Annotated in this window: 28 protein-coding genes; 14 read left to right on the forward strand and 14 right to left on the reverse strand. The window is 67.2% G+C overall.

Features of this window, described 5'->3' with window-relative positions; translation table 11 throughout:
* Positions 1-41 precede the first annotated feature (41 nt).
* Together C491_RS03925 and ftsZ are read left to right on the forward strand one after the other, a co-directional pair.
* Positions 42-1,361, forward strand: a complete 1,320-nt coding sequence (locus C491_RS03925) for a D-aminoacyl-tRNA deacylase (RefSeq protein ID WP_005553946.1) — start codon at positions 42-44, stop codon at positions 1,359-1,361.
* 157 nt (positions 1,362-1,518) lie between these two features.
* Positions 1,519-2,700 (forward strand): cell division protein FtsZ, encoded by a 1,182-nt coding sequence (gene ftsZ, locus C491_RS03930; RefSeq protein ID WP_005553948.1) that lies wholly within the window; start codon positions 1,519-1,521, stop codon positions 2,698-2,700.
* 382 nt (positions 2,701-3,082) lie between these two features.
* Here ftsZ and C491_RS03935 read toward each other — a convergent pair whose 3' ends face one another.
* Entirely contained in the window at positions 3,083-3,409 is a 327-nt protein-coding gene (locus C491_RS03935) for a 2Fe-2S iron-sulfur cluster-binding protein (RefSeq protein WP_005553950.1), read from the reverse strand.
* A gap of 123 nt (positions 3,410-3,532) precedes the next feature.
* Between C491_RS03935 and C491_RS03940 the strand changes: the two genes are divergently transcribed.
* The 3 genes from C491_RS03940 (at position 3,533) to C491_RS03950 (ending at position 8,040) form a co-directional block, all read left to right on the forward strand.
* On the forward strand, positions 3,533-4,936 hold the full coding sequence (locus C491_RS03940) for a geranylgeranyl reductase family protein (RefSeq protein ID WP_005553951.1): 1,404 nt from the start codon (positions 3,533-3,535) through the stop codon (positions 4,934-4,936).
* A gap of 220 nt (positions 4,937-5,156) precedes the next feature.
* The gene (locus tag C491_RS03945; RefSeq protein ID WP_005553952.1) at positions 5,157-6,131 is read left to right on the forward strand and encodes a DUF4397 domain-containing protein; all 975 of its coding nucleotides are present in this window, start codon (positions 5,157-5,159) and stop codon (positions 6,129-6,131) included.
* A gap of 160 nt (positions 6,132-6,291) precedes the next feature.
* Positions 6,292-8,040, forward strand: a complete 1,749-nt coding sequence (locus C491_RS03950) for a gamma-glutamyltransferase family protein (RefSeq protein WP_005553953.1) — start codon at positions 6,292-6,294, stop codon at positions 8,038-8,040.
* Between the two features lie 26 nt (positions 8,041-8,066).
* Here C491_RS03950 and C491_RS03955 read toward each other — a convergent pair whose 3' ends face one another.
* The 4 genes from C491_RS03955 to C491_RS03970 form a co-directional block, all read right to left on the reverse strand.
* The gene (locus C491_RS03955; protein ID WP_005553954.1) at positions 8,067-9,695 is read right to left on the reverse strand and encodes a M48 family metalloprotease; all 1,629 of its coding nucleotides are present in this window, start codon (positions 9,693-9,695) and stop codon (positions 8,067-8,069) included.
* A 210-nt stretch (positions 9,696-9,905) separates the two neighbouring features.
* Positions 9,906-11,183: an amidohydrolase gene (locus tag C491_RS03960; RefSeq protein WP_005553955.1), complete on the reverse strand. Its 1,278-nt coding sequence runs from the start codon at positions 11,181-11,183 to the stop codon at positions 9,906-9,908.
* A gap of 69 nt (positions 11,184-11,252) precedes the next feature.
* Entirely contained in the window at positions 11,253-11,729 is a 477-nt protein-coding gene (locus tag C491_RS03965; RefSeq protein ID WP_005553956.1) for a hypothetical protein, read from the reverse strand.
* Positions 11,730-11,818: 89 nt separating this feature from the next.
* Positions 11,819-12,154: an uS10/mL48 family ribosomal protein gene (locus C491_RS03970; protein ID WP_005553957.1), complete on the reverse strand. Its 336-nt coding sequence runs from the start codon at positions 12,152-12,154 to the stop codon at positions 11,819-11,821.
* Positions 12,155-12,264: 110 nt separating this feature from the next.
* Here C491_RS03970 and C491_RS03975 point away from each other — a divergent pair, with 110 nt between their 5' ends.
* Positions 12,265-12,705 carry a bis(5'-nucleosyl)-tetraphosphatase gene (locus tag C491_RS03975; RefSeq protein WP_005553958.1) on the forward strand — a complete coding sequence of 147 codons (441 nt, stop codon included), beginning with the start codon at positions 12,265-12,267 and terminating at the stop codon, positions 12,703-12,705.
* A gap of 132 nt (positions 12,706-12,837) precedes the next feature.
* Positions 12,838-13,896, forward strand: coding sequence for a DUF5787 family protein (locus C491_RS03980; protein WP_005553959.1), 1,059 nt, complete (start codon positions 12,838-12,840; stop codon positions 13,894-13,896).
* An 18-nt stretch (positions 13,897-13,914) separates the two neighbouring features.
* On the opposite strand, the gene C491_RS03985 is transcribed toward C491_RS03980, so the two are convergent.
* On the reverse strand, positions 13,915-14,415 hold the full coding sequence (locus tag C491_RS03985) for a DUF5797 family protein (RefSeq protein WP_005553961.1): 501 nt from the start codon (positions 14,413-14,415) through the stop codon (positions 13,915-13,917).
* Positions 14,416-14,479: 64 nt separating this feature from the next.
* Entirely contained in the window at positions 14,480-15,766 is a 1,287-nt protein-coding gene (locus C491_RS03990; RefSeq protein WP_005553962.1) for an MFS transporter, read from the reverse strand.
* Between the two features lie 114 nt (positions 15,767-15,880).
* Between C491_RS03990 and C491_RS03995 the strand changes: the two genes are divergently transcribed.
* Together C491_RS03995 and C491_RS04000 are read left to right on the forward strand one after the other, a co-directional pair.
* Entirely contained in the window at positions 15,881-16,135 is a 255-nt protein-coding gene (locus tag C491_RS03995) for a DUF5789 family protein (protein ID WP_005553965.1), read from the forward strand.
* Between the two features lie 51 nt (positions 16,136-16,186).
* Complete coding sequence (locus C491_RS04000) at positions 16,187-16,495, forward strand: transcription factor S (RefSeq protein WP_005553967.1); 309 nt, start codon at positions 16,187-16,189, stop codon at positions 16,493-16,495.
* A gap of 312 nt (positions 16,496-16,807) precedes the next feature.
* On the opposite strand, the gene C491_RS04005 is transcribed toward C491_RS04000, so the two are convergent.
* The 3 genes from C491_RS04005 to C491_RS04015 all read right to left on the reverse strand — a co-directional run bounded on the left by C491_RS04005 (position 16,808) and on the right by C491_RS04015 (position 18,607).
* Positions 16,808-17,542 (reverse strand): methyltransferase domain-containing protein, encoded by a 735-nt coding sequence (locus tag C491_RS04005; protein ID WP_005553968.1) that lies wholly within the window; start codon positions 17,540-17,542, stop codon positions 16,808-16,810.
* Between the two features lie 3 nt (positions 17,543-17,545).
* On the reverse strand, positions 17,546-17,935 hold the full coding sequence (locus C491_RS22295; RefSeq protein WP_049891426.1) for a nascent polypeptide-associated complex protein: 390 nt from the start codon (positions 17,933-17,935) through the stop codon (positions 17,546-17,548).
* A 183-nt stretch (positions 17,936-18,118) separates the two neighbouring features.
* A complete protein-coding gene (locus C491_RS04015; protein WP_005553970.1) occupies positions 18,119-18,607 on the reverse strand; it encodes a PUA domain-containing protein in 489 nt (162 codons plus the stop codon).
* Between the two features lie 131 nt (positions 18,608-18,738).
* On the opposite strand from C491_RS04015, the gene C491_RS23125 reads away from it, so the two are divergent.
* Positions 18,739-18,912: a hypothetical protein gene (locus C491_RS23125; protein ID WP_005553971.1), complete on the forward strand. Its 174-nt coding sequence runs from the start codon at positions 18,739-18,741 to the stop codon at positions 18,910-18,912.
* On the opposite strand, the gene C491_RS04020 is transcribed toward C491_RS23125, so the two are convergent.
* Together C491_RS04020 and C491_RS04025 are read right to left on the reverse strand one after the other, a co-directional pair.
* Positions 18,909-19,406, reverse strand: a complete 498-nt coding sequence (locus C491_RS04020; RefSeq protein ID WP_005553972.1) for a LabA-like NYN domain-containing protein — start codon at positions 19,404-19,406, stop codon at positions 18,909-18,911. The two genes, C491_RS23125 and C491_RS04020, sit on opposite strands and share 4 nt — an antisense overlap.
* Positions 19,407-19,506: 100 nt before the next feature.
* A complete protein-coding gene (locus C491_RS04025; protein WP_005553974.1) occupies positions 19,507-20,331 on the reverse strand; it encodes a M48 family metallopeptidase in 825 nt (274 codons plus the stop codon).
* 336 nt (positions 20,332-20,667) lie between these two features.
* On the opposite strand from C491_RS04025, the gene dapA reads away from it, so the two are divergent.
* The 4 genes from dapA (at position 20,668) to C491_RS04045 (ending at position 24,444) form a co-directional block, all read left to right on the forward strand.
* Entirely contained in the window at positions 20,668-21,591 is a 924-nt protein-coding gene (dapA, locus tag C491_RS04030) for a 4-hydroxy-tetrahydrodipicolinate synthase (protein ID WP_005553975.1), read from the forward strand.
* Positions 21,588-22,355 (forward strand): 4-hydroxy-tetrahydrodipicolinate reductase, encoded by a 768-nt coding sequence (gene dapB / locus C491_RS04035; protein ID WP_005553977.1) that lies wholly within the window; start codon positions 21,588-21,590, stop codon positions 22,353-22,355. Before dapA ends, dapB begins: the two co-directional genes overlap by 4 nt.
* Positions 22,352-23,188: a 2,3,4,5-tetrahydropyridine-2,6-dicarboxylate N-succinyltransferase gene (locus C491_RS04040; RefSeq protein WP_005553978.1), complete on the forward strand. Its 837-nt coding sequence runs from the start codon at positions 22,352-22,354 to the stop codon at positions 23,186-23,188. The genes dapB and C491_RS04040 overlap by 4 nt, the downstream gene beginning before the upstream one ends.
* A gap of 506 nt (positions 23,189-23,694) precedes the next feature.
* Positions 23,695-24,444 carry an enoyl-CoA hydratase/isomerase family protein gene (locus C491_RS04045; RefSeq protein ID WP_005553979.1) on the forward strand — a complete coding sequence of 250 codons (750 nt, stop codon included), beginning with the start codon at positions 23,695-23,697 and terminating at the stop codon, positions 24,442-24,444.
* Positions 24,445-24,684: 240 nt separating this feature from the next.
* On the opposite strand, the gene paaC is transcribed toward C491_RS04045, so the two are convergent.
* Positions 24,685-25,542, reverse strand: coding sequence for a 1,2-phenylacetyl-CoA epoxidase subunit PaaC (gene paaC, locus C491_RS04050; protein WP_005553980.1), 858 nt, complete (start codon positions 25,540-25,542; stop codon positions 24,685-24,687).
* Positions 25,542-25,859 carry a 1,2-phenylacetyl-CoA epoxidase subunit PaaB gene (paaB, locus tag C491_RS04055; RefSeq protein WP_005553981.1) on the reverse strand — a complete coding sequence of 106 codons (318 nt, stop codon included), beginning with the start codon at positions 25,857-25,859 and terminating at the stop codon, positions 25,542-25,544. Before paaB ends, paaC begins: the two co-directional genes overlap by 1 nt.
* Between the last annotated feature and the right edge of the window lies 1 nt (position 25,860).

Genomic DNA, 25,860 nt, shown 5'->3' on the forward strand with positions numbered 1-25,860 from the left:
AAAGCGGAGCGTATTCGAGGCGCCGCCCCCGAGGAGTCGACGTGATCGCAATCGTCGAGAGCCGCGCCGATCGTGCCTCCGTCCATATCTGTGAGCAGCTTCGCTCGCTCACCGACTGGATCGAACGCGAGGACCCCGACCGTCCCGCGGCCGACGGCGGCGGCACGTACTACTGCCTCGAGGGCGCCGAACTGCGCTCGTTCGACGACCTCCACCTCGACCTCGAGCGCCCTGCCGAAGCCTTCGACTGCGACCCCGAGCTACTGGTGTTCGCCTCCCGCCACTCCGGCGACACCGGCGCCCTGCTGACGGGCCACTTCACAGGCAACTTCGGCTCCGCGGAGTTCGGCGGCGAGGACGACGCCCTCGCCGAGGCCTGCCCGAACGCCCTCGCCGAGTTGCTCGCTGCCTTCGAGGCCTACGCGCCCGAGGGATACGACGTCGGGATGGAGTGTACCCACCACGGCCCGAGCGACGTCGGCTGTCCCTCGCTGTTCGCGGAGCTCGGAAGCGACGACGAGCAGTGGGACGACCCCGACGGCGCCGCGGCCGTCGCGCGGGCGATCCTCGAGCTCCGCGGGGTCGACGCCCACCGCGACAGGCAGGTCGTCGGCTTCGGGGGCAACCACTACGCGCCCCGCTTCCAGCGGGTCGTCGAGGACACCGAGTGGGCGGTCGGCCACATCGCGGCCGACTGGGTCCTCGAGTCGATGGGCCACCCCGAGACCCACCGCGAGGTCATCGAGCGAGCCTTCGAGGCGAGCGGTGCCGACCTCGTAGTTCTCGACGGCGAGTGGCCCGTCCTCGAGGACCTTCTCGACGACCTCGACCGTCGGATCGTCGGCGAGACCTGGCTGCGCGCGGTCGGCGACCGCCCGCTCGAGCTCGTCGACGCCGTCGAGTCCGAACTCGGTCGCGTCGAGGAGGGGGTTCGCTTCGGCGACCGCCGCGAGGAGTCGTTCGTCGTCCGCGAGCTGCCGGCCGACTTGCTCGAGACCGCCCAGGGGATCGACCCCGACCGGGTCCGGAAGCTGGTCGAACGCCACGCGGTCGCCTTCGAGACCGAGAACGCCGGCAGCCGCGTCGGAAGCCGCGTCGCCCTCCCCGACTCCGGGATGAAACGGGAGCTTATCGAGGCCGTCGCCGACGTCCTCGAGGCGAAGTTCGAGCGCGTCGCGGTCGAGGACGACGCCGTCGTCGCCGAAGAGCTGGCGTTCGACCCCGAGCTCGCCCGGACCCTCGGCGTCCCCGAGGGGCCGGCGTTCGGCGCACTCTCGAGCGGGGAGGCGGTGACCGTCGACGGCGAACGGATCGACCCCGAGGTCGTCCACCGCGAGCGCACCCACCGGTTCGAGTACTGACCGGTCCGGTTCCGGAGGGAAGTTTCCGGTTGGTCCACCGTGGCTTGCGGTGGATCGGTTCTCGACTCCCGACACGTAACCCCGCCTTATCCCGCCTCCGGGCGCCTGACGTGTAGGGGAAAGGTAATTATGCTCCATCTACTACTGGCTCCCAGGAATGGACTCTCTTATCGAAGACGCGATCGACGAGGCCGAGAACGCGGAGGGGAACGTCCCCGACGCGTCGGGGTCGGACCGGTCGAGCGCGAACGGCGTCGACAACAGCGGCACGATGACCGACGACGAACTCGAGGACGTTCTGCAGGATCTCCAGACCGACATCACGGTCGTCGGCTGCGGCGGCGCTGGCGGCAACACCGTCAACCGCATGCACGAGGAGGGGATCCACGGAGCGAAGCTCGTCGCCGCGAACACCGACGTCCAGCACTTAGTCGAGATCGAGGCCGACACCAAGATCCTGATGGGCGAGGACAAGACCGGTGGCCGGGGCGCCGGCTCGCTCCCGCAGGTCGGCGAGGAGGCCGCCCTCGAGAGCCAGGAGGACATCACCGGCGCGATCGACGGCTCCGACATGGTCTTCGTCACCGCCGGACTCGGCGGCGGCACCGGAACCGGCTCGGCGCCCGTCGTCGCGAAGGCGGCTCGTGAGTCCGGAGCGCTCACGATCTCGATCGTCACCACGCCGTTTACCGCGGAGGGAGAGGTCCGCAGAACCAACGCCGAGGCCGGCCTCGAGCGTCTCCGGGACGTTTCCGATACCGTCATCGTCGTCCCCAACGACCGCCTGCTCGACTCCGTGGGCAAGCTGCCCGTCCGACAGGCGTTCAAGGTCTCCGACGAGGTCCTGATGCGCTCGGTGAAGGGGATCACCGAGCTGATTACGAAGCCCGGCCTCGTCAACCTCGACTTCGCCGACGTTCGGACCGTCATGGAACGCGGCGGGGTCGCCATGATCGGCCTCGGCGAGTCCGACTCCGAAGCGAAGGCCGAGGACTCGGTCAAGACCGCGCTGCGCTCGCCGCTTCTGGACGTTGACATCTCCGGGGCGACCTCCGCGCTGGTCAACGTCACCGGTGGCAACGACATGTCCATCGAGGAAGCGGAGGGCGTCGTCGAGGAGATCTACGACCGGATCGACCCCGACGCCCGCATCATCTGGGGGACCTCGATCGACGAGAGCCTCGAGGGCAGCATGCGGACGATGATCGTCGTCACGGGCGTCGAGTCGCCACAGATCTACGGCAACGGTGACGAGGAGCCGACCCAGCCCGAACGCGGCTCCCAGGCTCGAGGTCGGGGCGGCGCTCGCGGCGAGGACGACATCGATTTCGTCAACTAATCGCCGGACTCCTCGAACCTTCTCCGCAGAACTCGGCGATCGACGGGGCCACCGCACGGACCGCCGTCCGTCAGCTTCGGCCACTCTAGTAGATAGTAGCGCGGTTTCGGTATTCAACCTCGAGCCCGAAACTGAAACTGGCCATTCGCTAACTACGTCTGCCCACGTACCTTTTTCCGCCTCGGGATTCCTCACTGCGTTCGGAACCGCTCGGCGCAAAAATCTACGCTAAAAAGGCCGCTCGCTTCCCGCTGGTCGCTCGCGGGTGCTGCGCTTGTGACACTACCGCGGTGGTACCGCCTTCGCCTGTATGCAGCGCGAGTTTTCCGGGGACCTCCGAATAACGAGATCGTACTCCCAACTACTGTTACAGCAAATCGTCTCAGTCGTCGGCCGTCACCGGCTCGTCGCCCGCGAGGTCGTCCTCGATGCTCGGGGGATACTTCCCGCGCTCGAGTTTCAGATCCGACTGCGGCCGGGCCATGCAGGTCAGCGCGTAGTTCTCGGCTTCCTCCTCGGTGAACCCTCGCGCCGCGGGCTGGGTGACCTCCCCCTCGAGGATCTCGGCGGTACAGGCCAGACACATCCCGACCCGACAGGAGAACTCCTGGGCGATCCCCTCCTCGAGACAGCGGCTGAGGATCGTCTCCTTGTCTGTGCAGGTGATCGTCTCCCCCGTGCCGACGAACTCGACGGTGTACTCGGTCATACGGAGCGATACGAACGACCCCGACAAAACTCTTTATTAGCTCTGTTGTGGCGGATTCGCCGTTGTCGGCCCGCCGAAGCGCACATAAAACGTTTTCTTACCCCGCAGTTCACACTGTTCCATATGAATACGCAGGAGCAGTCGGCCGTCGAGACGTCGGGGACACGATCGGCGGACGTGGTCGTCGTCGGCGCCGGCACCGCCGGCAGCTACGCCGCAGCCACCGTCGCACGCGAGGGGTACGACGTCGTCCTCCTCGAGCGCAAATCGGAGGACGAGGCGGGCCACATCGCCTGCGGGGACGCCCTGAAGGGCGCGGCGGACTTCCCCGACGCGATCCCCCGGTCCCAGATCGAGCCCGCGTTCACGAACACCGACGTCGACCACGGCCGATTCGAGATTCCCCAGGAGGACACCGTCCTCGAGATCCCGATCCCGGGAGAGCTGGCCGTCGTCGACCGCTGGGAGTACGGTAAGCTCGTTATCGAGGGTGCCGCGAACGCGGGCGCGGAGATCCACTACGACACCGTCGTCCAGAACGTCACGCAGGCCGAGGACGGCCGCGTCACGGGCGTTCGGGCGAGGCGGAAGGGCGAACCGCTCGAGTACGAGGCCGAGGTCGTCATCGACGCGGCGGGCTCGCTGTCGGTGCTCCAGGACCACGTCGACTTCTCGGAGTCGACGTTCGATACGAACGTCAACTACACCCACTTCTGTTCGGGCTACCGCGAGGTCGTCACCGTCGACGACCCCGTCGAGTGGTCCGACGCGCTGGTGTTCAAGCCGACCGATCGCGCGGCGGGCTACCTCTGGTACTTCCCTCGCACCGAGACCGAGATCAACGTCGGCCTGGGCTTCCAGATGACCGAGGAGCCGATGAAGCTCGTCGAGAGCCTGAAACGCGACCTCCGGAGCCGACCGGAGTTCGAGGGGGCACAGGTCGACGACAAACTCGGCGCCGCGCTCCCGACGCGTCGGCCCTACGACTCCGCGGTTCATCCGGGCTACATGGCCGTCGGCGATGCGGCTGGCCACGTCAACCCCACGACGGGCGGGGGGATCGCCGGCGCGGCCTACGCCGGCAAGTACGCCGCCGAGGCCGCCGTCGAGGGGATCGAGGCCGGCGACGTCGGCGAACGAGCCCTCTGGGAGTATAACCAGCAGGTGATGGACCACTTTGGCGCCCGCTACGCCGCGCTGGACGTCTACAACGTTCTCTCGACGGCCGTCGACGTCGACGACCTCATGGGGCTGCTCGCGGCGATGCCCGGCGACAAGCTCGCCGAGGCGCTGTACTCGGGCAGCACGGACATCGGCACGAAACTCAAGCTCGAGGCGATGCTCAAGAGCCGCGACCACTGGGGGACGATCTGGACCCTCTACCGGACGAAACAGTGTGCGGACGACCTGCTCGAGCACTACGGTCACTACCCCTCGCATCCCGGCGCGCTCGACAGCTGGCAGGATCGCCGCGACGACCTGATGGAGGCGGTGTACGAGACGACTGGTGCCGATCCCAAGTACTAGAGTCGCGGCCCTTCGCTCGGCGAGCGACGCAGCTGTGACGCAGTGTTGTCGCTCCGAGGCGCTCTACTCGCTGACTCCCCTCTCGGGTAATCGTCGCGTGCTCGGGACACACGGGAAACTCGTTGCCCGCCAGATCCCACGTTAAACCGGTCTCGCGACTTCTCGTCTTCCTACCTCGTTAGGGATGATCGATAATATTGCGAACGCCCAACATGTGTCTATGTCGCAAGGACATACCCGCAGACGCACGCTAACGCTGATCGGAGCCACCGGAGCCGGACTGGTTGCGGCCAGTTTCAGCGGGACGAGCGACGAGCACGGGGGGGACGACGACGAGTACGATGACCACGACGATCACGACGATGAGTACGACGACCACGACGACGAAGGGGAGGTCGCGCAGGTACGAGCAGCCCATCTCTCGCCGGACGCGCCGAACGTCGACGTGAGCGTCGAGGGCGACACCGTCCTCGAGGACGTGCCGTTCCGCGCGGTCAGCGAGTATCTCGAGCTGCCGGTCGGAACCGCGAGCGTCGCGATCTCGGCGGCGGAGGATCCCGATACGGTGGTTTTCGACGAGGAGCTCGAGCTCGCCGAGGGCGCGTTCACGATCGCCGCGCTAGGCGAACTGAGCGAGGAGAACCAGCCGTTCGAACCGGCCGTTCTCGAGGACGACCTGAGCGACCCCGGCGAGGACGCCCGGGTTCGCCTCGTCCACGCCTCGCCCGACGCGCCGGCCGTCGACGTCACCGTCGACGACGGCGAGATGGTGCTGTTCGAGGACGTCGCCTTCGGCGAGGCAGGGGCGCTCGAAGTACCGCCAGGTGACTACTGCCTCGAAGTGCGACCCGCGACGGAGTGCAACGACGGCGACGTCGTCGCGACCTTCGAAGTCAGCCCCGAAGCCGGGAACGTCTACTCCGCGTTCGCGGTCGGCTACCTCGACCCCGACGCCGCGCCCGCTGACGAACCGTTCGACCTCGAGGTCGTCCTCGACGCCGCGGCCGACGACGAGGACGAAATGGACGAGGAAGACCACGACCACGACGAAGAAGACGACTACGACGACGAGGAGGAACACGACCACGACGACTACGACGAAGAAGACGATTACGATGACGAGGACGAAATGGACGAAGAAGACCATGACCACGACGAAGACGACGATTACGACGACCACGACGACGACTACTGATCGGCCGACACTGACGCCGTCTTCGACCGTCTGAGACGGCCGATCGACCGCTACCGGTTCGCCCGAGGACGGTTCATCCCTGTTCCCGCGCGGACCGTAACGTCTCGCTACGGTTCGAATCGTCCCGTTCGCTTTTGTTCTCGCGTCGCTGGACTTCGGTATGGGTACGAACGTTCGCCGTCGGGAGTTGCTGGCAGCGAGCGCCGGAGCCGGCGCCGCGGGTCTCGCCGGCTGTGCCGGCTTCTCGAGCGACGGACCCGAAGAACAGTCGGAGGGAGACCAGCGGGCCGTCGTCTCCCAGCACCACCTGGCGACCGAGGCCGGCCTCGAGACTCTCGAGGCGGGCGGGACAGCAGCCGATGCCGCCGTTGCGGTCGCCGCCGCCCTGAGCGTCGTCGAACCCTGGTTCTCTTCGGCGCTCGGCGGGGGGACCTGGGCGCTGTACTACGACGCCGAGGCCGACGAGGTGACCAGTCTGGACGGCGTCGGCCCCGTCGGACTCGAGGCGACGCCCGAGGACTACGAGGAGCGCGCGGACGAGGCGGGGATCCACCAGGCCGTCGTCCCTGGCGCCTGGGACGGCTGGATGCTGTGGCTCGCCGAGTACGGCGATCTCGATCTCGGGGACGTCCTCGAGCCCGCGATCGCGTTCGCCCGAGAGGGGTATCCCGCCAGCTCGGAGATGGAGGGCTGGCTCGCCGACGAGGCCGAACTGATCGTGGATCGACCCGCTGCGGCCGAGATCTACCACGACGACGGGGAGCTCCTCGAGGAGGGCGACACCGTCACCCAGGACGCGATGGCGGACACGTTCGAATCGCTCGCCGACGCCTACGCCGACGGGGACGACCGGTTGGACGGGATCCGGGCCGCGCGGGACTACTTCTATCGGGGACCGATCGCCGAGGCCATCGTCGACCACTCCGACGAACACGGCGGCTACCTGACCCTCGAGGAGTTCCACGAGTTCGAAGCCGAGATCGTCGAGCCACTCTCGATCGCGTACGACGAGGACATCGAGGTCTACCAGAACCCGCCGAACAGCCAAGGGATCACGCAGCTGCTGGCGCTGAACGTCCTGAAGGAGTACGACTTCGACGACCTCGAGCCCGACGACGCCGACGCGGTCCATCTCCAGGCCGAGGCGATCAAGCTCGCGTTCGCGGATCGGTACCACCACGTCGGCGACCCCGATCGGGTCGACGTCCCTGTCGCGGACCTCCTCGGGGAGGAGTACGCCGCCGACCAGCGCGACCGGATCGACCCGGACGAGGCGATGGAGTGGCCGATCGACACCGGACTCGAGGAGACCGACGACGACCACACCACCACGTTCCACGTCGTCGACGACGACGGCAACGCGGCCGCGGTGACGACCAGTCTGGGTGCCCAGTTCCTCGTGATCGGCGACACCGGGATCCACGTCAACAACCGCATGCGGATGCTCGCCCTCGAGGACGACGACCCGAACCGGCTGACGCCCGGCTACGAGGTGCGTCACACCTCGAACCCCTATATGACGCTTCGGGACGGCGACCCGTACGTGCTGGGCGGCGTCACCGGCGTCGACACCCAGCCACAGGGCCAGACCCAGCAGTTCCTCAACGTCGCAGAGTTCGGGCTGGACGCCCAGGCGGCGGTCGACCGCCCGCGGTTCGTCAGCACCGCCTTCCCCTCGACGGAGTACCCCTACGAGGCCGACGGCACCCTCCAGATCGAAACCGAGTTCCCCGAGCCCGTCCGCGAGGACCTCGAGGACAGAGGCCACGACCTCGAGGAGGGTGCCGGCATGTTTGGCACCGGGAACGCGATCGTCGTCGAGAACGACGACCTCCAGGTCGGCGCCGAGCCGCGACACTCCACCGCCGAGGGAGCGGTCTCGCGGGGGAGCGACAACGACTCGAGCTAAGCGCTGACGGGCCCGCGGGCAGGTCCCTACGTGCGAATCCGGAGCCGATCGATCCGTCGCTCGGTCGCGGGGTGGGTCCCGAACAGTCCGCGAGCCACGAGGCGTCGCGTCCGATCGAAGAATCGCTGTTCCTCCCACGGCGGCGGAACGATCGAGAACGCCGCCGTTACATCCCGCTCCCGCAGATCCGACTCCGGGCGGCGCTCGAGGTCGGTGTCGAGCGTCTCGAGCGCGCTCGCCAGCCCCGCCGGATCGCCCGTGATCGCGACGGCCGCGTCGTCGGCCGCGTACTCCCGGCCGCGGGCGACGAACGCGACGGCGGCGCGGCTGACCGCGTTCGTAAGCATCGCCAACGGCTCGAGGACGGGATTGAACCCGTACCGACCGGTCGCCGTCCGCGCGACGCTGCCGGGCGCCGACAGCGCGGTCAACACCGCCGCGTCGCGGTTCGCGACGTGGGCGAGCTCGTGAGCCAGCACGGCCTCGAATTCCCGGCCCTCGAGTGAGTTGACGATCCCTCGCGAGAGCACGATCGTCGACGTCGCGGGTCGGTAGCCGACGGCGAGCGCGGTCGGCGTCCGCCGATCGACGAGTCGGAGGTCGGGAACCGGAACGTCCGCCTGCCCGGCGAGGCGCGCAACGGTGGTCCGGATGTCGGCCAGTTCGCGGTCGTCCACAGTCGTTTCGGCGACCGAGTCGCGGTCGAGATCGCCCTCGAGCTCGAGGTTCCGGAGGACGGCGGCGTTGCCACCGAACTCGCCGCGAATTGCGCCGACGAAGTGACCGCCGACGAACGCCGACGCGGCGACCGCGCCGACGGCGACGGCCAGCGCTTCGAACGGCCAGATCGTCGTCGCCGCGTAGCTTCCCAAGAGGAGGGCAGCGCCGACGAGCGCGACGAGAAGTGTCGGCCGCGGGCCGGGCGCGCGCTCGAGACCGGCGGCGATCTGTCGCGCCTCCTCCGCGATCCCGTGGTACGCCTTCTCCGGATCCACATCCTCGTCCCCGTCCTCAACGTACGCCACGAGCCGATTCCGGGCGACGTCGAGCGCGCCGGGGGCGAGTATGGCGCCCAGACCGATCGCGACGAGGGCGACCACGAGCACGACGGCGAACAGCTCCGAGTACGCGAGACTCATGTAGCCGACGGCGAGGACGGCGACGAGCAGCTGGTCGCCCGCGGCGCTTCGTTCGAGTCGATCCGCGTCGTCGCTTCGCGAGCGGACCCAGACTCGAGCGGCCCAGACGTACGAGATCGTAAGCAGATAGAAGGCACCGAACACGACGAGCGCGGCGAAGACGGGCGCGGGGAGGACGCCGGCCGCGAACGGCAGGACCGCGAGGGCGACGAGCAGCGAGGAGAGCAGGAGGACGTACGCGCCCAGCTCGACGACGCCCTCCGCGATCGGGTCGGATCGCACCGAATCCGCGTTCTCCCGGGCCGTCCGAAGCGATCGAAGAGCCAGCTCGACGGCGAACAGCGAGAGGGCGACGGCGGCGACCGCGAGGACCGTCGCGACTGGGACAGGGAGGACGAACGCGAGGACGTCGACCGCGTACCAGACGAAGCCGGCGACCGGGACGGCGACGAGCACCAACCCGGCGCCGACGACGACGCCGACTAGCAGGAGACAGAGTGCCGAGGCGAGGGCCATGCGTGCCCAGAGACCGAGCCGGATGCGGGTCGAACTCACGGCTCGATCACGCTCCGGGAACGCGCTCGAGGGTCAGGGAACGAACAGCGGGGCTGCGGGCGAGGTCGCATCACTACTCGACTGTTTCGATCGAGTGGCAATAAAGTTCATCCGGTAGACAGGTTCGTTTCGATCCGGCGTCGTAGTCAGCCGATTGCGGGGGGTGCGTCGTCAGGGACGGTCCCGGCCGATCCGCTTGATCGCGCCGGCGACCGTCTCGATTCCGTGGCCGAGGCTCGCCTCGTCGACGTCGAACGTCGAGGTGTGGTGGCCGCCGGGGTGGTCGGTGCCGACACCGACGTAACACGCCAGCCCGCCGTTTTGCTGGACCTCCTGCATGAGGAAGGTGGCGTCCTCGCTGCCGCCGAGTTCGTCGCGCTCGAGGACGGTTTCGACGCCGTCGACGCTACCGGCGACGTCGGCGACGACATCGACGAGCGCCTGGTCGCTCGTGGCGCTTGGCGCAGCCGCGCCGATCTCGAGGTCGACCTCGCAGTCGTGCATCTCGGCTGCCGATCGCATCACGCGCTCGGCTTTTTCGTACATGTACTCCATGAGTTCGGTCGTCTCGCCTCGCACCTCGGCGACGATGCGGGCCTCCTCGGGGATGACGTTGGCCGCGCTGCCGCCCTCGACGACGCCCGCGTTGATCCGCGTGGGACCGTCGCTGTGGCGCGGAATGCCGTAGCAGTTCTGGACGGCCGTCGCCATCGCCTGGACGGCGTTGCGGCCCTGCTCGGGGTGGCCGCCCGCGTGGGCCGGCTCGCCGGTGAACGTCGCCTCGAGGTGTCGCACTGCGAGGAAGCCGTCGATGCCGGCGACGATCTCGCCGGTGGGGTGGTCGAGGCCGACGTGGAGTCCGAGCAGGTAGTCGACGTCGGCGAGGTGCTCGCTTTTCGCCATCGACTTCCCGCCGCCGACGACCTCCTCGGCGGGCTGGAAGAATACCTTCAGCGTCCCCTGAAAATCACTGTCCGCAATCGTCTCGAGGACGCCGATCCCGATTGTCGCGTGGGCGTCGTGGCCGCAGGCGTGCATCGCGTCGTCGTGTTCGGAACGGAAGCCCTCCGCGACGGGCAGGTGGTCCGGGTCCTCGGATTCGGGCTGGGGAAGGCCGTCGATGTCGACCCGCAGGCCGACCGTCGGCCCCTCACCCTTCCGGAGGACGGCGACGGCGCCCGTGTACCCGCCCTCGAGGGACTCGAGGACGGCCTCGTCGGCACCGTGCTCGCGGGCCTGCTCGTACCACGTCCCCAGTTCGGCCTCGTCGGGGACGCCCATGCGGTGTTCGGCCGCGATGGCGTCGGGGCCGACGTGGAGTTCGTCGAGGTCGACGCGGGACTCGAGTTCCTCGACGATCCGCGCGGTGGTGTAGAACTCCCGCCAGGCGGGTTCGGGTTTGCGGTGGAGGTCTCGGCGCAGCGAAACGAGGTCCGGATCGGTGGACATAGCGCCGTATTGGGAGTGGGTTCCCAAAGCAGTGGCGGGTTCGGTCCGTTGGTCCGCAAGACGGCGGCGTCAGTCGCGGTCGGTCCCCGGCTCCGTGTTCGCCGCTCGAGCGACAGGGGCGTCCAGCTCGCGAAGCGCCCGCGTGACGACGTGGGCCTGGATGAGGTCGCGATCCGACGGCGGGTACTCGGTGTCGCCGGCGAGAACGCGTCGACTCTCCCGCCAGAACCGCTCCTCGACCGGCTGTTGATCCGGCTCCTCGCGCGTGCGGCCGGTGAACGCCTCGAAGTCCGCCCGGAGATCGAACGAGGCGCGGGCGACGTTACAGCGGGGCAGCGGCGACATCCCCGTCTCGAGGACGAGCGTCCGAACCGTCTCCCAGTCGGACGCACAGAAGTGGATCGACACCTCGCCGACGACGTCCCGCCAGGCGACGGCCTCGCTGTACCGCAGCCGCTGGATGAGCCGCGGCGGCAGGTCGATCCGACGGTGGATCTCGGGGTCGTCACAGAGACAGCAGGGTTTCTCGACCTTGCCCGTGTACATCGCTCGAGCGTTCGACCGTGCGGAGAAAAGCCCCTCGATCGCGGCGACCCCGTCCGGATCGGCCGTCCCGTTTCGAGACCCGGTTGGCCTCAGTTTCCGCGGCCCGCGCCGTGAATCTGTTCTACCTCGGCCTCGATGTGGACCGAGTCCGGGAAGTCGTGTTCGGCGATGTTGCGCGCGAGGTCGTCGTGACCGTGGATCTCGAGTTCGCGCGTGAAGACGGTGTAGTTCCAGGAGTCGAACCGTCGGTCGTCGTCGCCGTGCAGGCGAGCGTGCTGGGGAACGGTCAGCTTCTCGGGCGGATGAGAGTGGGGTCCCTTCAGCGCGGCGCCCTTGCGCTCGGCGGTGGATTTGATGTCGTCGACGATGCCGTCGAGTGCGGCTCGATCGCCGCTCTGAAGCGTGAGCCGGGTGACGAAGGTCATGCTGGTACTGTACAACTGTGAACGGTCGGCGCGTAAAAACCTGCTGAGATGCGGTGCCGGCGGATACACAGTCCGATATTCTCTTAACGTCCCGCACGTTACTCGAGGTAATGGCAGTCGAAGCTACGAGCGCAGGCGCGATCCTCTTCCGCGATACGCGGGGCCGGCGCGAGTATCTTCTACTCAAGAGCCGCCCGGGTGACTGGGAGTTTCCGAAGGGCGGTGTCGAGGGAGATGAAGAACTTCAGCAGACGGCGATCCGCGAAATAAAGGAAGAGGCAGGTATCGATCAGTTCCGACTACTCGACGGCTTCCGCGAGGACTACGACTACGTCTTTGAGGCCAACGGCAAGACGATTCACAAGACCGTTCACCTCTTCGTCGCGAAGTCCTTCGAGGCGAGCGCGGAGCTCTCGAACGAACACCGCGACCTCCAGTGGCGCGACTACGAGCAGGCGGTCAACACCGTCACGCAGGACGGGCCGCGAGAAATCCTGGAGGAGGCCCACGTCTATCTCGACGAGATCTTAGAAGAGGACGACGAGGAGTAAGGCGAGCGACGAGCGGACGCGCAGAACGGATCTGGCGTCGACAGCTCCAGCTGTGGCCTCAACTCGGACTCCGATTCCAGAACCGGCGGCGGACCACAGCGCACTTGTCGCCGATCACCCTACGGACGGCCAGTGACGCGAACGCGAGCGACCGACAGCGAGTTCGCCTTCGAGCTGCGGAGCTGTCGCTGGGCCGAGCGGGAGTGGCCGCCGGCCGAGACCCTCGCGGACGACCGCGCGGTCCTCGTCGCCCGCCAGCTCGGGACGAAGCGCCGACGCTGGGACACGATCGTCCTCGAGTGCGACCGCGACGCCCTCGAGGCCCGTGCGAACTTCGGCCCGAAGCGACTCGACGGCGACCTCCTGCACGTCGTCCGGAACGCGCCCGCCGACTGGGCCTACTACCGCGACGCGCTCCCGGATCCGGGCTACCCCTGGCGGTACGTCCGCGAGGCGATCCACGAGGCCGACGACCGGGGGATCCTCGAGACCCGAAAGCGGGGGAACCGCATCGAGATCCGCCGGAAGTGGGCCTATCCGGCGTGGATCGACCGAATCGTCGCCATCGAGAACAAACCTGACCTCGACGCGAGCGCCGCCCGAACTCTCGCAACCCAGCTCGAGTACGACGTCGCGCTGGGGCTCGCCGACGAGGTCTGGGTCGCAACCCGGAAGACGGGCGAGCGCGTCGAGCCCGTGCTGTTCGAGGATCTCCCGGTCGAGGCGGGCGTGCTCGCGCTCGAGTCCGAGTCGCTGTCGACCGAGGTCGCGTGGTACCCCCGCTCGCTGTCGGTCGACGAGCCGGGAACCCGGATCCTCGAGCGACCCGACGGCGGCGAGCGGGACGGCTCGGCGGCCCGGTTCGAGTACGTCGACCCCGAACGGAAGGCCGAGAAGCGCCTCGCGATCGCGGAGCGGGCCTACGAGCGTGGCTGGCGCTCGTTCGTCGAGACGATGCGTCCCGACTGTCGGCACTTCGCGCTGCGCGGAACGGACGGCACGCAGCTGCAACCTCACTGCGAGGCCAAGGGGCGCTGTCAGACGGCCGCGGAGTGTTCGGGCTCCTGTCCCGAGTTCGAACCGGAGCCCCCGGTCTGGCGAACGCGAGGGTGGCCGATCGAGGGCGGGCCGGGGACTCGGCTCTCGGCGCTGCTCGAGGGGCGGCGACGCCATCGACGGCCCGGATTGTGAGACTCCGCTCGAGGCGATTCAGTCGGTCGTCGTGACCTCGAGTTCGTCGCGCTCGACGGCCAGCCGGAACGTCGGGACGGTGCGGTACTCGATCTCGACGACGCCCTTCCGGCGCAGGCTCTGCAGACCCGAGCGGACGTCCTCGGAGTCGGGATCGACGTCGTAGGCGTCCCGGAGCTTGTGTAACACCGAGACGACGCTCTCCGATTCCTCGTCGGGGCCCGCGAGCACCCCGACGATTCGCGCCTGGAGTTCGGGAACCCGGATCTTGGAGGGGGTGCCGTCGTCGGGATCGCTCTCGACGCCCGGCTCGACGTCGACCAGGTCCGCGGCCTCCGCGGTCGCCCGGATCAGGCTGTTGTCATCGCGGAAGTAGTAGTCGCCGAGCTCGTTCTCGAGATACTGGTGGACTTCGCTGCCGCTTTCTAACCCCCACCGATCCTGCAGCTCCGAGTTCTTCGTCGGCTGTAGTTCCACCACGTCGGCCAACCGTTCCGTGGCCTCGTCCGAGAGCGTCATCGCTCGGAGATACGCGGATCCGGTACTTTTGCGTTGTGTCCCGCCGCGGCGGGTCGCGATTCGATCAGTCACCGAGTACCGGCACTGGAGCGGTCGTCTCGAGGGTTTCCTCGACCTGGGTGTAGACGAGGATCGCCCCCAGCGCGGCGAGCACGGTGCCGAAGGCGAAGGGAACCCAGAACCCGTAGCCGATGAGCGCGCCCGAGGAGAACGGGCCGATCGCGATCCCGAAGCCGAAGGCCATCGTCAGCACCGAGAGCTTCGACCCCGACTCGCCGTCGCCCGCGAGGTCGCCGGCCAGCGCCAGCGCGGGTGCGAACACCATCGCGCCGGCGATTCCCTGGACGAGACGGGCCAGGAACATGGTCTCGGAGGTCGTGACCAGCCCCTGGGCCATCGTCGCGGGGACGAGGACGATCATCCCGGCGAGGATGAACGGCCGCCGACCGTACTGGTCACAGGCCCGGCCGATCGGCGTCTGCAGAAGGATCTGGGCGAGGATGAACGCCGCGAACTGGAGGCCGAACCAGGTCGATCCCTGGTCGAGGTGGTCGTTGACCTGTGGCTGGATCGTCGCGAACAGGGCGATCGCCGCCGCCATGAACAGGGAGACGACGCCCAGGGTGAAGATCGGATCGAGCAGGTTCTTTCCCGACGAATCGAAGACGTCGATCGAGAGATCCGCGCCCGCGGTCGCGCCCGTCGACTCGGGGTCCGTAATCAGGATCGTCACCAGCAGGTAGCTCAACGTGGCCGTGATCGCGGCGACGTAGAAGGCGGCGTCGAAGCCGCTGATCGCCAGCCCGCCGGGAAGCGGGTAGGGGCCGGCGCTGACGACCGCACCGGCGGCGACGGGGCCCGCGCCGAAGCCGACCAGCCGGAACGTGTTGTAGACGCCCATGTTCCCGCCCCGATCGCCTGTCGTCGCGAGTTCGTTGACCAGCGCGACCGACGCGGGGATGATGAAGGCGACGCTGATCCCCTGGAGGCCGCGGATCACGAGCAGGGAGACGTAGGTCTCGGCGAAGACGTACGCCAGGTTCGTCAGCGCGAGTCCGCCGAGGCCGACCAGGATGAACGTCTTTCGCCGCCTCGTTCGGTCCGAGAGGCGCCCGGTGAGTGGCTGGAAGGAGCTGTTGAGAAAGCCAAACAGCGACAGGATAACGCCGATGATCATCGCCTCGCTGAGGCCGAACGTCGGCCCGCCGACGACGTCGTCGGCGACGTACAGCGGGATCACGATGATCAGAAAGGAGTTACCGACCCCGTCCGCCATTCGGGCGAACGCCAGCGCGAGCACGCGCCTGTCGACGGCGAACTGCGCGAGAATCCAGTGAACGAGACGCCGCATCGCCTCGAACTGCGTAACCCACCCCGATTATCGTTTCGAATCGAAATGGCTGTCGGGCTGACAGTCAGATTTGGTTGCATCGCTCTACAAGACCCTGGCGCGCGTCTCCCTCGCATGGAGGAGGTCAAACTCAGTCGAATCGACGACGCGTTCGAGCGCCTCGAGTACCCGATCGAGGCCGAGACGGCAGCGACCGAACTCGAGGGCGTCACTCTGCTGCTGGCCGATGGCGAACGCAACCTGGGCGAACTCGTCGGCCGAACCAACAGCGATCGGTTCGAGTCGGCCGACGATCTCGAGACCGAACTGCACAACGTCCTGCCGCGGGAGGCCGTCGGCGAGCCGTACCAGTCGGAGGGCGAGGGCTAGCCAGCCCAAACGGGTCGTTTAAGTCGCTCCACCGACGTATGCCGGACAACGATGGAATTCTGCGACGAATGCGGTTCGATGATGAAAGCCGACGACGGCATCTGGGAGTGCGGGAGCTGCGGCTTCACGAAGCCCCAGGGCGACGCCGCCGAGTACACGCTGACCGACGACCAGGAGGCGTCCGAGGTCATCGAGTCCTCCGAGGAGACGTCGCTGCCCGAAACCGACGCGCACTGTCCCGAGTGTGGTCACGACCGCGCGTACTGGTACATGCAACAGATCCGCTCGGCCGACGAGTCCGAGACGCGGTTTTTCATCTGTAGCGAGTGCGAGTACAAGTGGCGCGAGGACGACAACTAACGAAATTTTACGCTGCAGTCTGTCGCGGCCGCGGTATCGCCGCGGCCGCGACGTCCCTCGGTAAAATTTCGATCAAAAGCACTCCTCCCTCCGTTCCGAACGCGTGGCGTTCTCAGCTCACGGCTTCGCCGTTCGCTCGATCGCGGCGCGTAGCGCCGCGCTCTCCACGTCAGTCGTCGGCCCGCTCGCTCACCCTCAGGGTTCGCTCGCGGGAAGTGTCGGTAAACAGCCTGCCCTCCCCCGAGTCGCGGACTCCTCGCAGTGCTCGGCGTCCGTTCCCGGCCAGTTTCCCTCGAGAGTGGTAGAACAGAACTACTCGTTCCGGGCGAGCACCAGGTATCCCGTGTGGCCGACCGGAGCCGTCGAGGGTCGGGACCCTCGGTCGTCGAACTGCATCTCCCGCTGGATCGTCTCTCGGGTACGGACGTCCGACAGCTCGGCCGCTCGAGCGGCCTCGACGACCTCGCGGGTCGACTCGACGAACGGACTGTACACCGCGAGGAACCCACCCTCGACGAGCAGTTCGGGAACGCTCTCGACGACGTCGGGCGCGTCGCCCGTATCGAGGGTGACGACGTCGAACGACGACGGCTCGAGGCCGTCGAGCTCCTCGGTCAGATCGCCGGTTCGGACGTCGACGTCATCGGCGACGCCGCCCAGTCGCATGTTCTTCCGGGCGACGTCGGCGAACTCGGGGTCGCGCTCGTAGGTGACGACCGACGCGCCCGCACGGGCAAGTAGCGCCGCAAGCACGCCCGTGCCGGTGCCGGTGTCGAGCACCCGATCGCCCCGTGCGACGCCGGTCTCGCCGATCACCAGTCCAATGTCTCGGGGCACCATCGGGGCGCCCGTTCGATCGAAGTGGTGGAAGAGATCCGGCCCCCGGAGCCGGCGTACCCTGAACTTGTCGCCGAGATGCGTCTCGAGGGTCTCGCCGGGCTCGACGTCCTCGGGAACCTCGAGCACACCGAGGTCGGTCCCCTTCTCCTCGCCGGGTTCGACGAGGTATTCGCGGTCGCCCCGAACCAGTAATACCGGGACAGTCACGCGTTACTCGAGGGCCTCGACCGCCGCGGCGAGGTCGCCGTCGTGCTCCTCGAGGGCCTCTCGGGCCTCGTCCTCGCTGACGCCCGTGCGGGTGGCGACGATCTCGACGTCGGCGTCGGGGATCGCGCTCCCGGCGTCCTCGCTGGCTCCGGCGTCGGCGCCTTCCACGGCGCCCGCCGCGCCGGACTCGACCTCCTCGGGCGAGCCGATGACCTGGTAGGTCTCCTGGCCGCGGGCGTCCATCTTCGTGACCTCGGCGTCGTCGAAGACGAGGTCGTACTCCGAGGTCCGGATGATGACCTCCTCGGCGTCGACGTCCTCGACGTCGATCCCCATCTGTTCCATCATCTGTTCCATCTTGCGCGGGTTCATGCCGCCGCCTCCTCCAAACATACCCGAAACGTCGCCGTCAGCCGTCTTTTACTCTGCGGTCTCTTCCGAGCGACGCCGGCCCCGAAATCCGGACGGAGCGTACACAGCGCCCTCCGCGTCGATCGAGAGCCCGCTCGAGCAACCCCGACGGGTTCTACGCGGCGGTGAGACGTCGGCGTCGGAGAACAGGGACGACGGTTGCCGTCAGTGCTCCGGGGGCACGCCCTCGCGAACGGAGACGGCCATCCCGGTCTCGAAGTCGCCCATCGCCGCGCCGTCGAGTTCGGCCGTGCCGACCGCGAGCACCTCGCCGCGTTCGTGGACGACGACCACCTCGTCGCCCGGGCGGATCTCGGAACCGGCCTCGAGGACGAACTTCGCGAAGACGTTCTTCTCCTCGCGGACGAACGGCTCGCTCTCGTCGTCGACGACGACCCGGTAGGCCGGTCGCTCGAGAGCAGCGTCGAGCCGCCGTCCGCCCTCGATCCCCAGCGTGAATCTGCCGTCGATTCCGAACGAGACGAGGCGGCCGTCCCTGCAGTGGATCTGCTGGGGTCGCCCCGAAGAGGTGCGTTTGACCGTCAGCGACTCCGTCGGCGGGAAGAGGCTCTCGCCCGCGTCGGCGCCGAACTGGTAGTCGGCGATCGTCCGCAGCGCCGGCAGTCCCGCGTTTCCGTCGGCTGGATCGCTCATAGCCCGCGTTCGGCGCGGGCGGTCGAAAGCCCTTCGACCCGCTGGCGACGGCGTTCGTGATCCGCTGACAACCACCGTCCCACGACTGTCATCAGGACCATTATATAGGTCGGTCCCGATTCGACGAGCGAATGGATTTTACGCAGGTCGTCCTGGGACTGGTGGTGCTCGCGGTGAGCAGCCTCACGTTCGCCGGCCCGTCCGCGCTCGAGTCGCACGTCCTCGTCTACGCGCTTACGGGGTCGGCGCTGGTGATCGGCGCGGGCGCACTGTGTGTCGATCGTGCCCGCGACGCCCGCGTCTAGAGCAGGAACGTCTCGCGGCGCGAGTCGAGATCCAGAAACGAGTCGGCCTCCGCGATGAGCTCCTCGGCGGTCGAGGACTCGAAGGCCATTACCTCGACGCGGACGCCCTCGTGACGCAGGTGTGAGCAGAGCCGCGAGAAGTCGCCGTCGCCCGTACAGAGCACGAGCGTATCGATGTGGTTCGCGAGCGTCACCGCGTCCAAGCTCATTCCGACGTCCCAGTCGGCCTTCTTCGAGCCGTCGGCGAACGTCTTGATATCCTTGATCTTCGTCTCGAAGCCGATGTCGATCAGCGCCTCGAAGAAGCTCTCCTCCTCGGGCGAGTCCGCGCGGATGACGTAGGCGATGGCACGGGTAAGCTGGCGGTCCTGTACCGCCTTCTCGAGCAGCGAGGAGTAGTCGATGTTTCGGCTGTGGAGGCTCTGTGCGGTGTGATAGAGGTTCTGCGCGTCGACGAGAACCGCGACGCGCTGCCCCGAATGAATCTCGGTCATGTCCTACCCGTGACGGTCGATCGTGAAAACCCTTCTCACAACGGGCGGCCCTCCGGCAATCCGTGGCTACCTGTCGCGGAAAAAACGTGCTGACGCCCGATCAGCTGCGAAGCTTCTCGATGCGCTTCTCGGTCGGCGGATGGGTGGCGAACACGGTCGCGAGCAGTCCGCGCTCGGAGTTGAAGATACAGAGCGCGGCCTGTCCCTCGTCGACGGTCGACTCGCGGTTCTCCGCGCCCTTCGAAATCTTCTCGAGAGCCCGAGCGAGCGGGTCGCCGCTGCCGATGTACTGACGCGCGTCGTCGTCGGCGACGTACTCGCGGTACCGCGAGATGGCCATCACGAGGATCGTGACGAGCATCTGGGCGAAGATCGAGAGGATCCAGCCGACGATGAACCCGCCGGGGTTGTCCTCGCCGCCGAAGACGTAGACGAAGTAGACGGCGTAGCCGACCATCATCCCGATGGAGCTGCCGACGGTCATCATCAGCACGTCGCGGTTCTTGATGTGGGCCAGCTCGTGGGCGATGACGCCCTCGAGTTCGTCGCGGTCGAGCAGCCGGATGAGCTCCTCGCTGACGACGACGACGCCGTCGCCCTTTCGACCGGTCGCGAACGCGTTCGGGACGCCCATCTGCTGAACCATCAGCGTGGGCTTTTTGATCCCCATGTCGCGGGAGAGCGACTCGGTCATGCGGTGGATATCGGCGTACTGTCCCTCCTCGGGCATCTCCTCGGCTTTCCTGGTCGCCATCCACTTGCCGAGTTTGTACTGGAGGAACGGGAACGTCACCAGCAACACCAGGACGATCGGCCAGCCACCTGTCCCCAGGAACGCGAGGCCGACGGCCCCGACGAACAGGTAGAGCGCCGCCAGCATCGAGCCGACGACGAACATTCGTACTTTCAGTCCGAAGTCTGTCATACCCCGAGGTAAGGGGTCGTGATGTATAAATTTCGCGGGTTGATTCGACAGACGGCGTGGCGGAGCCTGTCTCATCTCGGCTCGTCCACCTCGAGTTGCCGCAAGAATCGCAGGACAACGAAATCCATAAGTTCGTCCCGGTTGCCCTTCCGGGTATGCCACGCACCGCTCGCGCGATCGTCGGACCCATCGTGAGCGGAGCGAGCGCGGCCCCCTTCTCGAAAAAACGCGTCTGAGAGTGCTCGTGGCGAGCGTGGCGACCTCGTCTCGGGCGCGCTCCGGTGTGCGGTTTCCCAGAATCGTTCGACGAACGTACGACCACCACACGACACAGACATGACATCCAACATCGACTTCAGCGGCGTCTTCCCGGCTATGTGTACGCCGTTCGACGAGGACGAACAGATCGACTTCGAAACACTGCAGACCGACGCCCAGCGACTCGAGGAGGCGGGCGTCGACGGGCTCGTTCCCGTCGGCTCCACGGGGGAGTCGGCGACGCTGACCCACGACGAACACGTCGAGGTCGTCGAGGCCGTTATCGACGCCGTCGACGACGTGCCCGTCATCGCGGGCTCGGGCTCGAACAACACCCGCGAGGCCCTCGAACTCTCCGAGCGCTCGGCCGACGCCGGCGCCGACGGCCTGCTGCTGATCTCGCCGTACTACAACAAGCCCGAACAACAGGGCTTCGTCGACCACTACGAGACGATCGCCGACGCCGTCGACCTGCCCCAGATCGTCTACAACGTCCCCTCGCGGACAGGCCAGAACATCGAGCCTGACGCAGCCGTCGAGCTGGCGAGTCACGAGAACATCGCGGGCTACAAGGCCGCGAGCGGCGACCTGGGCCAGATCGGTGAGGTCGTCGAGCGCACACGCGACGAGGACTTCGCAGTCCTCTCGGGCGACGACGCGCTCACCCTGCCCGTCCTGTCGGTCGGCGGCACCGGCACGATCAGCGTCTCGGCGAACGTCGAACCCGAACGAACGTGTGCGATGGTCGGCGCCGCCCTCGAGGGAGACTACGAACGCGCCCGCAAGCTCCACCACGAGCTCGGACCGCTGTTCCGGACGCTGTTTATCGAGACGAACCCGATCCCGGTCAAGGAGGCCATGGAGATCCGCGGCTACGGCCCCGCCCGGATGCGCTCGCCGATGACCCGCCTCACCGACGAAAGCCGAGAGCTGCTCGAGGACGTCCTCGCCGAGCTCGAGGACGAGCCGGCGGCGGTCGCCGACGCAGAGGCCAGTCCATGACGGTCGGGATCGGCGTCACCGGAGCGACGGGACGGATGGGCCGCGAGGTCGTCGCCGCCGTCGCCGATCACGAGGACTGCGAGGTCGCCTTCGCCGTCAACCGCGACCCCGACGGCGAGCGCGTCGACGGCGTCGAACTCGAGCCCGCGGCGCGGTTCGACGCGCTGCTCGCGGAGCGCGAGCCCGACGCCGTGATCGACTTCACCGGACCCGAGTCAGCAGCGGACTACGCCCGAGCCTGCGCCGAGATCGGCGTTGCTTTCGTCACGGGCACGACCGGGTTCGGCGACGACGGGCTCGCGGCGCTCGAGGACGCCGGCGACGAGGTTCCGGTGCTCCACGCGCCGAACTTCGCCCGCGGGGTTCAGGCGCTGGTCAACGTCGTCGGCCAGGCGGTGCGGAACCTCCCGGGGTACGACGTCGAACTCGTCGAGACCCACCACAACGGAAAGCGCGACGCACCCAGCGGCACCGCGAACCGGCTGCTCGACGAGATCGAGGCGAACGGCGAGTTCTCGGGGCGCACGCACGGCCGTGAGGGCGAGGCCCCCCGCGAGGACGGCGAGATCGGCGTCCATGCGCTTCGTGCTGGCAATATCACCGGTGAACACGAGGTCGTCCTCGCGGGCAACGACGAGGAAGTTCGCCTGACCCACCGCGCCGAGGACCGCGGCGTGTTCGCCGCGGGCGCGGTCGACGCCGCGGTCTGGATCGCAGGACGGAAGGCGGGGAACTACAACTTTGCGGACGTGATCGACGAATGAGCACGCTCGAAAGCGAGATCGGCGAGCTGTGGGATCGCAAGCAAAACGGCGAGGTCGACGCGGCGTCGGCCGGCGAGGACGAGTTCGCGACCCTGGAGGCCTTTCTCGAGGCCCTCGAGGACGGCGAGGTCCGCGCCGCCGAGAAAAACGGTGACGAGTGGGAGGCAAACGAGTGGGTCAAGCAGGGAATCCTGCTGAACTTCGGCCTGCGCCAGAATCAGGCCTACGACTACGGCGGCGTCGACCACTACGACGTCCTCCCCCTCCGGGAGACCGACGACCTCGGCGAGCGCGGGACCCGGAACACGCCCGACGGGACGACGATCCGACGGGGCGCCTACCTCGGCTCGGACTGCATCATGATGAGCCCGAGCTTCGTCAACGTCGGCGCCTACGTCGACGACGGCACCCTCGTCGACTCCTGTGACACGGTCGGCTCCTGTGCTCAGATCGGCGCGGACGTCAAGCTCGGCGCGAACACCCTCATTGGGGGTGTACTCGAGCCCGTCGAGTCGGCGCCCGTCGTCGTCGAAGACAACGTTTCGCTCGGTGCCGGCTGCCGAGTGACCTCCGGATTCGTCGTCGGCGAGAACAGCGTCGTCGGCGAGAACACGCTCCTGACGCCGCGCATCCCCGTCTACGACCTCGTCGAGGAGGAGGTCGTCTACGGCGAACTGCCCGCGAACCGGCGCGCTTTCACGCGGTTCGTCGAGTCCTCGGTCAGCGACCACGACCTCTTCGAGGGCGGCGCCTACAAGCCCGCCGTCGTCGCCACCGACCTCGAGACCGAGACCCTCGAGGCGACCGAGCGCGAGGACGCGCTCCGGGAGTAAGACTCGACCACCGTTTCGTTCGCGGTCGTTCTGCGACGGCTGTCGGTTCGATAGGCACCCGACCGTTAGCCTTCTCCGGAAGTACCAGATTAGCATATATCTAAATAGGTGGAGAGTAGTGTGAAACCCTCTCGATCGAACAGCTCAGAATCGAACCGCCAGCCACCGGGGTGAAACCACCCTATTGTGGATTTGTAGGCCCTATTCAGCTGGTCACCGAATCGGTCGGTTATCACTCCTAGATCGGTCACCGATATTCGATATTCTCTCAGAATGCAGGTTCTCGTCGCTTAGCAGCCCCAAGTCGCTCGAGCTTCGAAGGTATCTCGATACCGGAGATACCCTGCCGAGACAAGGTTAGAACCTGTTTGGAAGAATAGATTAAGTCCGAATACTACTAATTCTGCCATTCGCACGGCCTCGAGCACTGCCGTACGTTCCCGGACGGACGCGATCGACGGAGCGAACATGAGAATCGTTATTATACTCGGTACTGTCGCGGGCGTATGCGCACCGACGACGAGAACGGAGTCCGAACGATCACCTTCGACCGGCCCGAACAGCTGAACGCGTTTACGGCAAGCGAAGCCAGGAAGTTGGCAGCGGCCATCGAGGAGGTCGACGAGGAGGAGTACGACGCGATAGTGCTCACCGGCGAGGGCGAGGCGTTCAGCGCCGGGGGCGACCTCGAGGCGATGGCCGAACGCGAGGAGACGCCCAAGGAGTCGTACGAGCGGACGACCGAGACGCTGGGACGGGTCGTCGAGACCGCGCTCACCTCGCCCGTGCCGATCGTCGCGAAGGTAAACGGCGACGCCGTCGGCGCCGGCCTGGCCGTCACTGCGGTCAGCGACTTCGCCTACGCCGCGGAATCGGCCGCGTTTAGCTGCGCGTTCGTCCGCGTCGGGCTCGTCCCCGACACTGGCGGAACCTTCCTGCTCCCGCAACTGATCGGACTTCGGGACGCCAAGCGACTGGCGCTGACTGCCGAGTTCGTCTCCGCCGAGGAGGCAGCGGAGCTGGGGCTCGTCAACGAGGCCGTCCCGGACGGGGAACTGGACGACGTGGTCGCCGACCTCCTCGAGACCTTGCGGAAGCGACCGACGGCGACCCTCGGGCTCACCAAGCGGGCGATCCACGAGAACATGGGCAGGTACTGGCAGGAGGCGCTGGACCACGAGCTGCTCACCCAGTCGATGGCGTACGGAACGCCCGAGCACGAGGACGGCGTTCGGACGTTCCTGGAGCGACGCTGAACGGAGACGTGCGACGCCCGCTCGGGACGAGATCCAAGATACCCGGTTGAGGCCTCGCTACGGGATACTCTCGACTCAGCACCAATCTCGGGAGCTTTTCCGACGGGAAACCGTACCGGAATTTCAACAAGTTCTCAACCGCGGTACGCGCACGGCTATTTACACGAGTACGTCTGTATTTGAGTCTGCCGGCAGCTCGTCTTTTCACCGGCGACCCGGACTAACCCACCTCAGAAACGGCTATTCTGGTTTCTCCATGATTTTGGTGGTCTCGCTGCGCCCGAGGTCGCGATAGGTGTGGGTTAGCTCGTCGTGGAGGTCGGCCCACGCGTCGGTGTGGCTCCCATCCCGGCCGCGCTTCTCGGGAAGCATCTCCTCGGTGATCTCGAAGGTGTCGTCGTCGACCTGCGGGCTGACCGGCAGCTCGAGTTCGAGGGACTCGAGGTACGGCACCACGATCGAGAGCCACTCCTCGCCCAGTTCCTCGAGGCTCGCGTCCCGCAGCCTCAGTTCGACGATAGCCTCCTCGAGGTCGGGATCGACCGGCTCGAACAGCGTCAACGCGTGGGGGAACAGCCGATCGAGGGCGTTCTGAAGGCGCTGGTGGCCCTCTTCCCCCTCGGCCAGGCGTTCGACCCAGTTCTGGGCGTGCTCTAAGTGGTAGTCCTCCTCGCTCTGGATCTTGCCGACGCGATCGGCGATCTTCGGGTACGTCGACTCCTCGAGGGCCTCGAGTCGGAGCTCCTCGGCGGCGTCATAGAGGTACGACCGGAGGACGGCGTCGGCCCAGTCGCCCTCCTCGAAGGGGAGTTCGACGAGCGTACTGTGGCGGAAGTCGTCGGGATCGCGCTCGTAGATCAGCTCCTGCTCTTCGAAGCCAAGATCCTCGAGGACGTCGTACCACAGGCGAGCGTGGCCGAGTTCGTCCTGGGCGTTGTTCGCCAGCGCGAGATCCGACTCGAGGCTGGGTGCCCGAACCTGCCACTCGGTGTACCGTTCGGCGAGCACGAACTCGTCGTCGGCCAGACGCTTGAGCAGCGTCTCGAGGGCCTCGCGCTCGCGGGCGTCGAGGTCGTCCGGGTTCTCGAGGGCCGCCATCAGTCGTCACCTCGCTGTCGCTCGGCGGTGGCCTGTTCGTCCTCGCTCTCGACGACCTCGCGGGCGTCCTCGCCGGTGGTGTTGTAGGCGGTCGCCCACCGGTAGCTCCTGTCGGTGGCGCCACCGAAGGCGACGTCCTCGCTGTCGATTTCGCCGATCTCCTCGCGGGGGACGACCCAGAGGCTGTTCGTGGGTTTGCGCCGACCGTGCTGGATGGCCGCGAACTGCTTGGCCATCTCGCGGTCGGGTGCGTGAACGTTTCCGCAGTGGGCGTGGTACCCACCCGTCTTCTCCTGGCGAAACACTTCCCAGATCATG

Source organism: Natronococcus amylolyticus DSM 10524 (genome assembly GCF_000337675.1).
GTDB lineage: Archaea > Halobacteriota > Halobacteria > Halobacteriales > Natrialbaceae > Natronococcus > Natronococcus amylolyticus.